The sequence below is a fragment of the Pseudomonas sp. TMB3-21 genome, from assembly GCF_054898145.1.
In genome coordinates, this window is the sequence record NZ_CM142718.1 from 5131261 (window position 1) to 5143726 (window position 12466).

Sequence of the window (12466 nt, forward strand, 5' to 3'; positions counted from 1 at the left end):
TAAATAGTCGATTTCATCTGATGTGTTTGAACACTTTTGCTCAAGGACAGGCCGCAAAGGCAGGTAGTTAACGGCTATGGTGCTCATTACGGACATTATCCTGCCCTCTGCGTTTGAACACACCCCGTTACAGATGACTTGAACCCTCTGACCTGTTCGCTCACTGCGACATTTTGTCCATGGGTAATTTTGCCCTTACGCGGCGCATGGAAAGGCCGCAGAATCAGCTTCTGAAAGCATTGACGCAGGTCATGGCGCGTTGCAATGACCCCCCGCTTTCTACATACTTGCGGCCGATTTTTACTCCTAATAAAACACCCAAACCGTGGAACCTTAGAATGAGCACAGCAATCAGTCCGACTGCTTATAACTATAAGGTAGTCCGCCAGTTCGCCATCATGACGGTGGTCTGGGGGATCCTTGGCATGGGGCTCGGTGTCTTCATCGCCTCGCAACTGGTCTGGCCGGAGTTGAACTTCGGTCTGGCATGGACGAGCTTTGGACGCCTGCGCCCGTTGCACACCAACCTGGTGATTTTTGCCTTCGGTGGTTGTGCACTGTTTGCCACTTCTTATTACGTCGTGCAGCGAACCTGCCAAACGCGACTGATTTCCGACAGCCTTGCGGCCTTCCACTTCTGGGGATGGCAAGCAGTAATCATCGGCGCAATCGTCACCCTGCCGATGGGTCTGACCACCACCAAGGAATACGCCGAGCTGGAATGGCCGCTGGCTATTCTGCTGGCCATTGTGTGGATCGTTTACGCGCTGGTGTTCTTCGGTACCATCGTCAAGCGCAAGACCAAGCATATCTATGTCGGCAACTGGTTCTACGGTGCTTTTATCGTTGTGACGGCGATGCTGCATATCGTCAACCACGCCTCGCTGCCGGTCAGCCTCTTCAAGTCCTACTCGGCCTACTCGGGTGCGACGGACGCGATGATCCAGTGGTGGTACGGTCACAACGCGGTGGGTTTCTTCCTGACCACCGGCTTCCTCGGGATGATGTACTACTTCGTGCCGAAGCAGGCCGAGCGCCCGATCTACTCCTATCGCCTGTCCATCGTGCACTTTTGGGCGCTGATCACCCTGTACATCTGGGCCGGCCCTCACCACTTGCACTACACCGCGCTGCCGGACTGGGCGCAGTCGCTGGGCATGGCGATGTCGATCATCCTGCTGGCGCCAAGCTGGGGCGGCATGATCAACGGCATGATGACCCTGTCGGGCGCCTGGCATAAGTTGCGCACCGACCCGATCCTGCGCTTCCTGGTCGTCTCGCTGGCGTTCTACGGCATGTCGACCTTCGAAGGCCCGATGATGGCCATCAAGACCGTCAACTCGCTTTCGCACTACACCGACTGGACCATCGGCCACGTACACGCCGGCGCGCTCGGCTGGGTAGCGATGATCTCGATCGGCGCGATCTATCACATGATCCCGAAACTGTTCGGTCGTGCGCAGATGCACAGTATCGCGTTGATCAACACGCACTTCTGGCTCGCGACCATCGGTACCGTGCTCTACATCGCTTCGATGTGGGTCAACGGCATTACCCAGGGTCTGATGTGGCGTGCAATCAACGATGACGGCACCCTCACCTACTCGTTCGTCGAAGCGCTGCAAGCCAGTCACCCTGGCTTCATCGTCCGCGCCGTCGGCGGTGCGTTCTTCGCCAGCGGCATGCTGTTCATGGCCTACAACGTATGGCGTACCGTACGTGCCTCGAACCCGGCTGAAGCCAAAGCTGCTGAACAGATTGCTGTAGTTGGAGCTCACTGATGAAGCATGAAGCAGTCGAGAAGAATATTGGCCTGCTGGCCTTCTTCATGGTTATCGCCGTCAGCATCGGCGGCCTGACGCAAATCGTTCCACTGTTTTTCCAGGATGTCACCAACAAGCCGGTGGAAGGCATGAAGCCTCGCACCGCGCTTGAACTGGAAGGCCGCGACGTCTACATGGCCAACGGTTGTGTCGGCTGCCACTCGCAGATGATCCGCCCGTTCCGTGCTGAAACCGAACGCTATGGTCACTATTCGGTAGCCGGTGAAAGCGTCTGGGATCACCCGTTCCTGTGGGGTTCCAAACGCACCGGTCCGGATCTGGCCCGTGTCGGCGGTCGTTACTCCGATGACTGGCAGCGTGCGCATTTGTACAACCCGCGCAACGTAGTGCCGGAGTCGAAAATGCCGGCTTACCCGTTCCTCGTGGAAAACAAGCTCGACGGCAAAGACACCGCGAAGAAAATGGAAGTCTTGCGCACGCTCGGCGTCCCTTACACCGACGAAGACATCGCCGGTGCCAGGGATGCAGTGAAGGGCAAAACCGAAATGGACGCGCTGGTGGCCTATCTGCAAGGCCTGGGCACCATCATCAAAAGCAAACGGTGATTTAGATGGATATCGGGATGATTCGTGGCCTGGGCACCGTTGTTGTAATGGTGGCCTTCATCGGACTGGCGCTGTGGGTGTTCAGCCCCAAGCGCCAGTCGGAGTTTGAAGACGCGACCTTGCTGCCTTTCGCGGATGATCCCGAAGCCATCAAGCACGTCGAGCAAGCTTCTAGGAGTAACAAAGAATGACTACGTTCTGGAGTCTGTACGTCACAGTCCTCAGTCTGGGCACCATCTTCGCCCTGACCTGGCTGCTGCTGTCCACCCGCAAGGGTCAGCGCGCCGAGCAGACGGAAGAAACAGTCGGCCACTCTTTCGACGGGATCGAGGAGTACGACAACCCACTGCCAAAATGGTGGTTCATGCTGTTCGTCGGCACCATCATCTTCGCGCTGGGTTACCTGGTGCTGTACCCGGGCCTGGGCAACTGGAAAGGCCTGCTGCCAGGTTACAACTACCTGGATAACGAGAAGCAGACCGCGTTCGCCAACGGCCAGAGCGGCTGGACCGGCGTTCACGAGTGGGAAAAGGAAATGGCCAAGTCGGACGCCCGTTTCGGGCCGATTTTCGCCAAGTTCGCTTCCATGCCTATCGAAGAAGTCGCCAAGGACCCGCAAGCCCTGAAGATGGGTGGCCGTCTGTTCGCCTCCAACTGCTCGGTCTGCCACGGCTCCGACGCTAAAGGCGCCTATGGCTTCCCGAACCTGACCGACGCCGACTGGCGCTGGGGCGGTGAGGCAGAAACCATCAAGACCAGCATCATGGGCGGTCGTCACGCCGTAATGCCAGCTTGGGCGGAAGTGATCGGCGAGCAAGGCGTGGCTGATGTTGCTGCGTACGTCGTGACCAACCTGGATGGCCGCAAGCTGCCGGAAGGCGCCAAGGCTGACCCGGTCGCCGGGCAGAAATTGTTCGCGGCCAACTGCGTGGCTTGCCACGGTCCTGCCGGTAAAGGCACGCCGGCCATGGGCGCACCTGACCTGACACATCCGGGCGCGTTCATCTACGGCTCGAGCTTCGCACAACTGCAGCAGACCATCCGTTACGGTCGCCAGGGCCAGATGCCTGCGCAGCAGGATTTGCAAGGCAACGACAAGGTTCATTTGCTGGCCGCTTACGTCTACAGCCTCTCGCATGGCGAGAAAGCTCCGGCGGAAGACAAGCAATAAGGCATACTTCGATGCAATGGAAAGGCCCCGCCCATGTGAATGGACGGGGCCTTTTTTTTTACCTTTTTTTCTGACCGCGCGACCGAAGGCAGGCTATTTCGTCACTTCCGGGTTGTGAGATGATTTTTGAGGTAGTAACGTTGCTACAAGCAATCTCACACAGGACGGCAAGCATGTCGATCACTACTATTTCCAGCCGCGAATTCAACCAGGACACAAGCAGTGCCAAAAAAGCCGCGCGCCAAGGCCCGGTCATAATCACCGACCGTGGCAAGCCGGCTCATGTACTGCTAAGCATTGAGGACTATCAAAAACTCACTGGCGTCAACGCAAGTATTGTCGACCTGTTGATGATGCCGGAAGCGGCAGACATCGAGTTCGAGACCGAGCGCGCCGTCATCACTCATCGCCCTGTGGACCTGTCTTGATGTTTTTACTGGATACCAATGTTATTTCCGAGCTGCGCAAACCTCACGCTGACCCAAACGTTGTGGCTTGGGCGAAGAGCGTCATCGCGCCCCGCATGTTCATCTCGGCGATCACCTTGAAGGAGCTGGAAACCGGTGTGCTGCGCATGGAGCGACGGGACGCCGCGCAGGGCAAGATATTGCGCACTTGGCTCAAGCGGCATGTCATGCCGGCGTTCGATGCCCGCATCCTTCCGGTTGACGCCGCTGTAGCATTGCGCTGTGCGGGTCTGCATGTGCCAGACCGCGCCAACGAGAGCGATTCACTAATCGCCGCGACTGCACTGGTACACGGCCTGACCGTCGTCACCCGCAACGTCGGTGACTTTCAATCCAGTGGCGTCCCCTTGCTCAACCCGTGGGCTGAATAAGCGCTCCGGCCCTGGAAACGGTCCATAATTCACCTGTCAATTGATTCAAGTCATTACACCATCAATTGAATTATCCCAACGCGACCAAAGGTCGCACCCTTGATCCCGAGCGACAGGCGTATCATTGCGCCACTGCAATATCCCTTTTGACCGCGGTCGGCACGTACTGACCGAGGCAATCTTCCACTGCCGTGGGATGCAACTGATGAGCAACCAGATTCCGGTACACGACGTCACTCCGCCTGCCAAAGACGCGAGCAAAACCGTCGATCTTTACGCATCGCGAGAAAAAATCTACACCCGAGCCTTCACCGGCCTGTTCCGCAATTTGCGCATGATCGGCGGAGCTGGCCTGTTCCTGCTGTATTTCGGTACGGTCTGGTTGAAATGGGGCGGGCATCAGGCAGTCTGGTGGAATTTGCCCGAACGCAAGTTCTTCATCTTCGGGGCGACCTTCTGGCCACAAGACTTCATCCTGCTCTCGGGCATCCTTATCGTCAGTGCCTTCGGTCTGTTCTTCATCACCGTTTATGCGGGCCGCATCTGGTGCGGTTACACCTGCCCGCAAAGCGTCTGGACATGGATTTTCATGTGGTGCGAGAAGGTCACCGAAGGCGACCGCAACCAGCGCATCAAGCTCGACAAGGCGCCGATGAGCGCCAACAAGTTCTTGCGCAAGTTCAGCAAGCACACCTTGTGGTTGCTGATCGGTTTCGCCACTGGCATGACCTTCGTTGGCTATTTCTCACCGATCCGCGAGCTGACCATCGACTTCTTCACCGGCCAGGCCGATGGCTGGTCGTACTTCTGGGTCGGCTTCTTCACCCTCGCCACGTACGGCAATGCCGGCTGGCTGCGTGAGCAAGTGTGCATTTACATGTGCCCTTACGCGCGTTTTCAGAGTGTGATGTTCGACAAGGACACCTTGATCGTTTCCTACGATCCGCGTCGCGGCGAGTCCCGCGGTCCGCGCAAGAAAGGCGTCGACTACAAGGCCATGGGGCTGGGCGATTGCATCGACTGCACAATGTGCGTTCAAGTGTGCCCGACCGGCATCGATATCCGCGATGGCCTGCAAGTCGAATGCATCGGCTGTGCCGCCTGTATTGATGCCTGCGACAGCATCATGGACAAGATGGACTACCCGCGCGGCCTGATCAGCTATACCACCGAGCACAACCTGTCGGGGCAGAAAACCAATAAACTGCGGCCGCGCCTGATCGGTTACGCCGTGGTCTTGCTGACCATGATGGCGCTGCTCGCGGGTGCGTTTTTCATGCGTTCGCTGGTGGGCTTCGACGTCAGCAAGGATCGCGTGCTGTACCGCGAAAACGCCGAAGGCCGGATCGAGAACGTCTACAGCCTGAAGATCATGAACAAAGACCAGCGCGATCACACTTACCTGCTGGACGCGGTCGGTCTGCCGGATCTCAAACTGCAGGGCAGACGCGAAATAAAAGTCGCCGCCGGAGAAATCTTCAGTCAGCCGGTTGAGCTCTCCATGGCGCCGGAAAAGCTGCCGTCGAGCACCAACGAGGTGAAATTCATCCTCAAGGATGCCGACGACGCCGGGATTCACGTTGAAGCCAAGAGCCGATTCATCGGCCCACAAATTCGTTGAGAGAAGTGAACATGCCTGCAACAAACGCCGCAAGCCCTTGGTACAAACACCTTTGGCCATGGATCATCATTGGCATCCTCGCGTGTTCGGTCACGCTGACCCTGTCGATGGTGACCATCGCGGTGAAAAACCCGGACAACCTGGTCAACGACAACTATTACGAAGCCGGCAAAGGCATCAACCGGTCACTGGACCGCGAACTGTTGGCCCAAACCCTGCTGCTGCGCGCCAACGTGCACCTGGACGGCGAGACTGGCGAAGTCGATGTGCGCCTGAACGGCAACAGCCAACCGGCCAGCCTCGAGCTGAACCTGATTTCGCCGACCCAGCCGGAAAAAGATCGCAAGATCAGCCTGGTGCAAAGCGGCTCCGAACCGGGTCGTTATATCGGCCAGGTGAACGACAAGGTTGAAGGTCGACGCTTTGTCGAGTTGCTAGGCGTGCAGGACGGCCAGACCTGGCGCATGTTCGAGGAAGAACAGGTCAGCCACGACAAGGACATGCTGCTGGGTGACGAACCGCTGCAAGGCGCCGAGGACCTGAAAAACTAAAGTCGCGCTTCGCGCATCGCGAGCAGGCTCGCTCCCACAGTGGATTTCTGGTGTACAACATTTTGTGCAAGACACAGATCAAATGTGGGAGCGAGCCTGCTCGCGATGAGGCCCTTCCAGACGACATAGATCCGAATGATGACCACGCCAACCCCCTGCTACCACTGCGCCCTGCCCGTCCCGGCTGGCAGCCGCTTCACCGCCGCCGTCCTCGGGGATACCCGCGAGTTCTGCTGTCCGGGTTGCCAGGCTGTGGCCGAAGCCATTGTGGCCGGGGGTCTGGAAAATTATTACCAGCATCGCAGTGAAGCCTCGGCCAACCCGGAAGGCTTGCCGGTGCAACTGGTCGATGAGCTGGCGCTGTACGATCGCGCCGACGTGCAACAACCCTTCGTCCGCCACGACGGCGAACTCGCCGAAACCACCCTGTTGATGGAAGGCATCAGCTGCGCCGCGTGCGGCTGGTTGATCGAAAAACATTTGCGCAGCCTGCCCGCTGTCGCCGAAGCGCGCCTGAACCTGTCCAATCACCGTCTGCATGTACGCTGGGCCGATGCGCAATTGCCGCTGAGCCAGGTCCTGAGCGAGCTGCGCCAGATTGGCTACGCCGGTCATCCTTATCAAGCCGACCGCGCCAGCGAACAACTGGCCGGCGAGAATCGTCTGGCGCTGCGGCAACTCGGCGTCGCAGGCCTGCTGTGGTTTCAGGCAATGATGGCGACCATGGCCACCTGGCCGGAATTCAACATCGACCTCAGCCCCGAGCTGCACACCATTCTGCGCTGGGTCGCACTGTTCCTGACCACACCGATCGTGTTCTACAGCTGCGCGCCTTTCTTCAAAGGGGCGATGCGTGATGTGCGCACCCGGCATCTGACCATGGACGTTTCGGTGTCGCTGGCGATCGGTAGCGCCTACATCGCCGGCATCTGGACTTCGATCACTGGCGTCGGTGAACTGTATTTCGATGCGGTCGGCATGTTCGCGCTGTTCCTGCTGGCCGGGCGCTATCTGGAGCGCCGCGCCCGCGAACGCACCGCTGCCGCCACCGCGCAACTGGTCAATCTGCTGCCGGCCTCGTGCCTGCGCTTGAGCGCTGATGGCCAGAGCGAACGCATCCTGCTCAGCGAATTGCGTGTGGGTGATCGCGTGCTGGTGCATCCCGGCGCGATCCTCCCGGCGGATGGCAAGATTCTCGAAGGTCAGTCGAGCGTAGACGAATCCCTGCTGACCGGCGAATACCTGCCGCAACCCCGCACGCCCGGCGATGCCGTCACCGCTGGCACACTGAATGTGGAAGGCGCGCTGACGGTCGAAGTGCTGGCGCTCGGGCACGACACGCGGCTGTCCGCGATCGTGCGCCTGCTCGACCGCGCCCAGGCGGAAAAACCAAGGCTGGCAGAAATTGCCGACCGCGCCGCGCAATGGTTTCTGCTGCTGTCGCTGATTGCCGCGGCCGTCATCGGCCTGGTCTGGTGGGAGCTGGATTCGTCTCGTGCCTTCTGGATTGTCCTCGCCATGCTGGTCGCGACCTGCCCGTGTGCGTTGTCCCTTGCCACACCGACGGCGCTTACCGCTGCCACCGGCACGTTGCACAAACTCGGTTTGCTGCTGACTCGCGGTCACGTGCTGGAAGGCCTGAACCAGATCGACACGGTGATTTTCGACAAGACCGGTACGCTCACCGAAGGTCGCCTGGCCTTACGTGCGATTCGTCCGCTCGGCGCGCTCGACAGCGATCAATGCCTGAGCCTCGCTGCCGCCCTGGAAAATCGCTCCGAACACCCGATTGCCCGGGCGTTTGGCCGTGCACCGTCGGCGGCTGAAGACGTTCAGAGCACCCCGGGGCTGGGCCTTGAAGGCCTGGTGGGCGAGCAACGTCTGCGGATTGGCCAGCCGGTATTTGTCTGCGGATTGAGCGGTGCAGCCGTTCCGTCGATGCCCGATGAACCGGGCCAATGGTTGTTGCTTGGCGACGCTGATGGGCCGCTGGCGTGGTTTGTGCTCGACGACCGTTTGCGTGATGACGCGCCCGCGCTGCTCGCCGCCTGCCGGGCTCGCGGCTGGCGGACGCTGTTGCTGTCGGGCGATAGCTCGCCGATGGTCGCCAGCGTGGCGGCGCAATTGGGCATCGATGAAGCCCGTGGCGGTTTGCGTCCGGACGATAAACTGCAGGTGCTGCAGCAGCTGCACAAGGAAGGTCGCAAAGTGTTGATGCTCGGCGACGGGGTCAACGACGTGCCGGTTTTGGCCGCCGCCGACATCAGCGTGGCGATGGGTTCGGCGACTGATCTGGCGAAGACCAGCGCCGATGCCGTGCTGCTTTCCAATCGACTCGACGCGCTGGTACAAGCCTTCAGTCTCGCTCGACGGACCCGGCGGGTGATCATTGAGAATTTGCTCTGGGCCGGGTTGTACAATGGCCTCATGTTGCCGTTTGCCGCCCTCGGCTGGATCACGCCAGTGTGGGCCGCAGTCGGTATGTCCATCAGTTCGTTGACCGTGGTGTTGAACGCGTTGCGCCTGACTCGCCTGCCGAGCGCGCCCGCCGCCAACGCCACGCCAGAAACCCGCCCGCTGCCGGCCTGAGCCGCGCGGGCATGGAGCTCACCCATGCCAGCTCTCTACGTGATGATCCCGGCCGCGCTGCTGATCGTTGGCATCGCGATCTATATTTTCTTCTGGGCAGTCGACAGCGGTCAGTACGACGACCTCGACGGCCCGGCCCACAGCATTCTGTTCGACGACCAGGACCCGAATCACCAGGCCGCCGTCGATGAGGCCAGCGGTCAGCCGGTGAAACCGGACGACAAGGCGCCACCACATGCTTGAATTGGCGCCACTGCTGGTGTCTGCGCTAATCCTCGGCCTGCTTGGCGGCGGCCATTGCCTGGGGATGTGCGGCGGTTTGATGGGTGCGCTGACCCTGGCAATTCCCAAGGAACAACGCAGCCGCCGATTTCGTTTGCTGCTGGCTTACAACCTTGGACGAATTCTCAGTTATGCCACGGCGGGGTTGCTGATCGGGCTGGCGGGATGGGCGGTGGCCAACAGTCCCGCCGCGATGTTCATGCGCGTCCTCGCCGGTTTGCTGTTGATCGCCATGGGCCTGTACCTGGCGGGATGGTGGAGCGGCCTCACCCGCATCGAAAGCCTTGGTCGCGGGCTGTGGCGGTACATTCAACCGGTTGCCAACAAACTGCTGCCCGTCTCGAGCCTGCCTCGCGCCCTCCTGTTGGGCGCACTGTGGGGCTGGCTGCCCTGCGGACTGGTTTACAGCACGTTGCTGTGGGCAGCGAGCCAGGGCAATGCGCTCGACAGTGCATTGCTGATGCTGGCTTTCGGCCTCGGTACCTGGCCTGTATTGCTCGCCACCGGCCTGGCCGCCGAGCGCGTCACGGCGCTGTTGCGCAAACGCAGCGTGCGCATGACCGGCGGCTTGCTGGTCATCCTCTTCGGCCTCTGGACCCTGCCCGGCCCGCATCAGCATTGGTTGATGGGTCATTAGGAGATCGCAGCCTTCGGCAGCTGCTACAGGTCGGCGCTCCCTTGATGCAAATCAACACGTCCCGAGCGCCTGCCTCATAGACTGGCTGACACTGCCAGCCTATCCGGGGAACGCCCGCATGATGCTCGACGCCATTCGTTGGGACACCGATCTGATCCGCCGATACGACCTGGCGGGACCGCGCTATACCTCCTATCCGACGGCCGTGCAGTTCGACAGCCACGTCGGCACTTTCGACCTTTTCCACGCTCTGCGCGAAAGCCGCAAGGCCCAGCGGCCGCTGTCGCTGTACGTGCATGTGCCGTTCTGCGCGAACATTTGCTACTACTGTGCGTGCAACAAAGTCATCACCAAGGATCGCGGACGCGCCTTGCCCTACCTGCAACGTCTCGAGCAGGAAATTCAGTTGATTGGCTGTCATCTCGACCCGGCGCAAAAGGTCGAGCAATTGCACTTCGGCGGCGGCACGCCAACCTTTCTGAGCCACGATGAACTGCGCCAGCTGATGGCCCGACTGCGCAAAAGCTTCAACTTGCTGGACGACGACTCCGGCGATTACGGTATTGAGATCGACCCCCGGGAGGCCGACTGGTCGACCATGGGCCTGCTGCGGGAACTGGGTTTCAACCGGGTCAGCATTGGCCTGCAGGATCTGGACCCAGCGGTGCAGCGCGCGGTCAACCGCCTGCAAAGCCTCGAAGAAACCCGTGCAGTGATTGATGCTGCGCGAACCCTGCAGTTTCGCTCGATCAACATCGATCTGATCTACGGCCTGCCGAAACAGACTCCGGACAACTTCGCCCGCACAGTCGAAGAAGTCATCAGCCTGCAACCCGACCGCTTGTCAGTGTTCAACTACGCGCACCTGCCGGAACGCTTCATGCCGCAACGGCGCATTCACAGCCACGAGCTGCCGACCGCGGCGCAAAAACTGGAAATCCTTCAGCGCACCATCGAGCAGCTGACCGCCGCCGGCTACCGCTACATCGGCATGGACCATTTCGCGCTGCCCGACGATGAGCTGGCAATTGCTCAGGAAGAATCCACCCTGCAACGCAATTTCCAGGGCTACACCACCCACGGTCATTGCGACCTGATCGGCCTGGGAGTTTCAGCGATCAGTCAGATAGGCGATCTGTACTGTCAGAACAGCAGTGACCTGAATCACTACCAGAACGCCGTGGGTTCGGCGCAACTGGCGACCCATCGCGGCCTGGTATGCAACGCCGATGACCGCCTGCGCCGCGCGGTCATCCAGCAGTTGATCTGCACGTTCCATCTGGAATTTGCCGACATTGAACATGCCTTCAACATCGATTTTCGCGGCTACTTCGGCGCGCTGTGGCCGCAATTGCAAGGCATGGCCAGCGATGGCCTGATCGAACTCGATAACGAAAAAATCACCGTGCTGCCCGCCGGCCGGCTATTGGTCCGTTCCGTGTGCATGGTGTTCGACGCGTACCTGGAGCAACAGCACCGCCAGCGGTTTTCCCGAGTGATTTGAATGCCTAAGGCAAAATCGCCGCAAGCTGGCCTGAATGTCCTGTCGTGGGTTACCCTTACGTCTTATGTGTGTTTTTCCCACAAGGATTGAAGAAATGTCTGAGCCAGTCAAATTGCGTGCTCACACCCAGGCCCATTGCAAGGATTGCAGTCTCGCCCCCCTCTGCCTGCCACTGTCACTGAATCTGGAAGACATGGATGCGCTGGACGAAATCGTCAAGCGCGGTCGCCCGCTGAAAAAAGGCGAATTCCTGTTCCGCCAGGGCGACGTTTTCGAAGCGGTTTATGCCGTCCGCTCGGGCGCCTTAAAAACCTTCGGCCTGAGCGACGGCGGTGAAGAACAGCTCACCGGTTTTCATTTGCCGAGTGAGCTGGTCGGGCTGTCGGGCATGGACACTGAAAGGCACCCGGTCTCAGCGCAAGCGCTGGAAACCACTTCGGTGTGTGAAATCCCCTTCGAACGCCTGGACGAACTTGCGCTGCAGTTGCCCCAACTGCGCCGGCAATTGATGCGCGTGATGAGTCGGGAAATTCGCGACGACCAGCAAATGATGCTGCTGCTGTCTAAAAAGACTGCCGACGAGCGCATCGCCACTTTTCTAGTCAACCTGTCGGCGCGCTTCCGGGCTCGCGGCTTCTCGGCCAACCAGTTTCGTTTGAGCATGTCGCGCAATGAAATCGGCAATTATCTGGGCCTGGCGGTGGAAACCGTGTCCCGGGTTTTCACGCGATTTCAGCAGAATGAGCTGATTGCGGCCGAGGGCAAGGAAATCCACATTCTCGACCCGATTCAGCTGTGCGCGCTCGCGGGCGGCGCCATCGATAGTTGATCTGATGGATGGTGGCTGAGCGAAACGGTTCAGCCACCGTTATACTGCGTCGTTT

The 12466-nt window shown here is 59.8% G+C and carries 13 protein-coding genes; all 13 read left to right on the forward strand.

The genetic code is table 11. From position 1 onward, the window contains the following. Window positions 1-338 precede the first annotated feature (338 nt). The 13 genes from ccoN to fnr all read left to right on the forward strand — a co-directional run bounded on the left by ccoN (window position 339) and on the right by fnr (window position 12411). A complete protein-coding gene (gene ccoN, locus ACYZTS_RS23380; RefSeq protein WP_028621425.1) occupies window positions 339-1781 on the forward strand; it encodes a cytochrome-c oxidase, cbb3-type subunit I in 1443 nt (480 codons plus the stop codon). Then, a complete protein-coding gene (gene ccoO, locus ACYZTS_RS23385; RefSeq protein WP_028621424.1) occupies window positions 1781-2389 on the forward strand; it encodes a cytochrome-c oxidase, cbb3-type subunit II in 609 nt (202 codons plus the stop codon). The genes ccoN and ccoO overlap by 1 nt, the downstream gene beginning before the upstream one ends. 5 nt (window positions 2390-2394) lie before the next feature. After that, window positions 2395-2580: a cbb3-type cytochrome oxidase subunit 3 gene (locus tag ACYZTS_RS23390; protein WP_461992371.1), complete on the forward strand. Its 186-nt coding sequence runs from the start codon at window positions 2395-2397 to the stop codon at window positions 2578-2580. Continuing rightward, window positions 2577-3560 (forward strand): cytochrome-c oxidase, cbb3-type subunit III, encoded by a 984-nt coding sequence (gene ccoP, locus ACYZTS_RS23395; RefSeq protein ID WP_028621423.1) that lies wholly within the window; start codon window positions 2577-2579, stop codon window positions 3558-3560. Before ACYZTS_RS23390 ends, ccoP begins: the two co-directional genes overlap by 4 nt. Before the next feature lie 173 nt (window positions 3561-3733). Continuing rightward, window positions 3734-3988 (forward strand): type II toxin-antitoxin system Phd/YefM family antitoxin, encoded by a 255-nt coding sequence (locus ACYZTS_RS23400; protein WP_461992373.1) that lies wholly within the window; start codon window positions 3734-3736, stop codon window positions 3986-3988. Next, the gene (locus ACYZTS_RS23405) at window positions 3988-4398 is read left to right on the forward strand and encodes a PIN domain-containing protein (RefSeq protein WP_461992375.1); all 411 of its coding nucleotides are present in this window, start codon (window positions 3988-3990) and stop codon (window positions 4396-4398) included. The genes ACYZTS_RS23400 and ACYZTS_RS23405 overlap by 1 nt, the downstream gene beginning before the upstream one ends. A 205-nt stretch (window positions 4399-4603) precedes the next feature. Continuing rightward, the gene (gene ccoG / locus ACYZTS_RS23410; protein WP_461992377.1) at window positions 4604-6019 is read left to right on the forward strand and encodes a cytochrome c oxidase accessory protein CcoG; all 1416 of its coding nucleotides are present in this window, start codon (window positions 4604-4606) and stop codon (window positions 6017-6019) included. An 11-nt stretch (window positions 6020-6030) separates the two neighbouring features. Beyond that, window positions 6031-6570, forward strand: a complete 540-nt coding sequence (locus ACYZTS_RS23415) for a FixH family protein (protein ID WP_461992379.1) — start codon at window positions 6031-6033, stop codon at window positions 6568-6570. Between the two features lie 138 nt (window positions 6571-6708). After that, a complete protein-coding gene (locus ACYZTS_RS23420) occupies window positions 6709-9159 on the forward strand; it encodes a heavy metal translocating P-type ATPase (RefSeq protein WP_461992380.1) in 2451 nt (816 codons plus the stop codon). 24 nt (window positions 9160-9183) lie between these two features. After that, window positions 9184-9402 carry a cbb3-type cytochrome oxidase assembly protein CcoS gene (ccoS, locus tag ACYZTS_RS23425; RefSeq protein ID WP_028621417.1) on the forward strand — a complete coding sequence of 73 codons (219 nt, stop codon included), beginning with the start codon at window positions 9184-9186 and terminating at the stop codon, window positions 9400-9402. Next, the gene (locus ACYZTS_RS23430; protein ID WP_028621416.1) at window positions 9395-10078 is read left to right on the forward strand and encodes a sulfite exporter TauE/SafE family protein; all 684 of its coding nucleotides are present in this window, start codon (window positions 9395-9397) and stop codon (window positions 10076-10078) included. The genes ccoS and ACYZTS_RS23430 overlap by 8 nt, the downstream gene beginning before the upstream one ends. Before the next feature lie 121 nt (window positions 10079-10199). Next, complete coding sequence (gene hemN / locus ACYZTS_RS23435; protein ID WP_461996525.1) at window positions 10200-11582, forward strand: oxygen-independent coproporphyrinogen III oxidase; 1383 nt, start codon at window positions 10200-10202, stop codon at window positions 11580-11582. A gap of 94 nt (window positions 11583-11676) precedes the next feature. Next, entirely contained in the window at window positions 11677-12411 is a 735-nt protein-coding gene (gene fnr, locus ACYZTS_RS23440; RefSeq protein ID WP_461992383.1) for a fumarate/nitrate reduction transcriptional regulator Fnr, read from the forward strand. Window positions 12412-12466: the final 55 nt, after the last annotated feature.

What these genes read in the sequence shown, in the direction of transcription:
- ACYZTS_RS23405 (WP_461992375.1), top strand. Translation starts at nt 3,988, where the DNA reads ATGTTTTTACTGGATACCAATGTTATTTCCGAGCTGCGCAAACCTCAC.
- ccoN (WP_028621425.1), top strand. Translation starts at nt 339, where the DNA reads ATGAGCACAGCAATCAGTCCGACTGCTTATAACTATAAGGTAGTCCGC.
- ACYZTS_RS23390 (WP_461992371.1), top strand. Translation starts at nt 2,395, where the DNA reads ATGGATATCGGGATGATTCGTGGCCTGGGCACCGTTGTTGTAATGGTG.
- ccoS (WP_028621417.1), top strand. Translation starts at nt 9,184, where the DNA reads ATGCCAGCTCTCTACGTGATGATCCCGGCCGCGCTGCTGATCGTTGGC.
- ccoO (WP_028621424.1), top strand. Translation starts at nt 1,781, where the DNA reads ATGAAGCATGAAGCAGTCGAGAAGAATATTGGCCTGCTGGCCTTCTTC.
- fnr (WP_461992383.1), top strand. Translation starts at nt 11,677, where the DNA reads ATGTCTGAGCCAGTCAAATTGCGTGCTCACACCCAGGCCCATTGCAAG.
- ccoP (WP_028621423.1), top strand. Translation starts at nt 2,577, where the DNA reads ATGACTACGTTCTGGAGTCTGTACGTCACAGTCCTCAGTCTGGGCACC.
- ccoG (WP_461992377.1), top strand. Translation starts at nt 4,604, where the DNA reads ATGAGCAACCAGATTCCGGTACACGACGTCACTCCGCCTGCCAAAGAC.
- ACYZTS_RS23400 (WP_461992373.1), top strand. Translation starts at nt 3,734, where the DNA reads ATGTCGATCACTACTATTTCCAGCCGCGAATTCAACCAGGACACAAGC.
- hemN (WP_461996525.1), top strand. Translation starts at nt 10,200, where the DNA reads ATGCTCGACGCCATTCGTTGGGACACCGATCTGATCCGCCGATACGAC.
- ACYZTS_RS23430 (WP_028621416.1), top strand. Translation starts at nt 9,395, where the DNA reads ATGCTTGAATTGGCGCCACTGCTGGTGTCTGCGCTAATCCTCGGCCTG.
- ACYZTS_RS23415 (WP_461992379.1), top strand. Translation starts at nt 6,031, where the DNA reads ATGCCTGCAACAAACGCCGCAAGCCCTTGGTACAAACACCTTTGGCCA.
- ACYZTS_RS23420 (WP_461992380.1), top strand. Translation starts at nt 6,709, where the DNA reads ATGACCACGCCAACCCCCTGCTACCACTGCGCCCTGCCCGTCCCGGCT.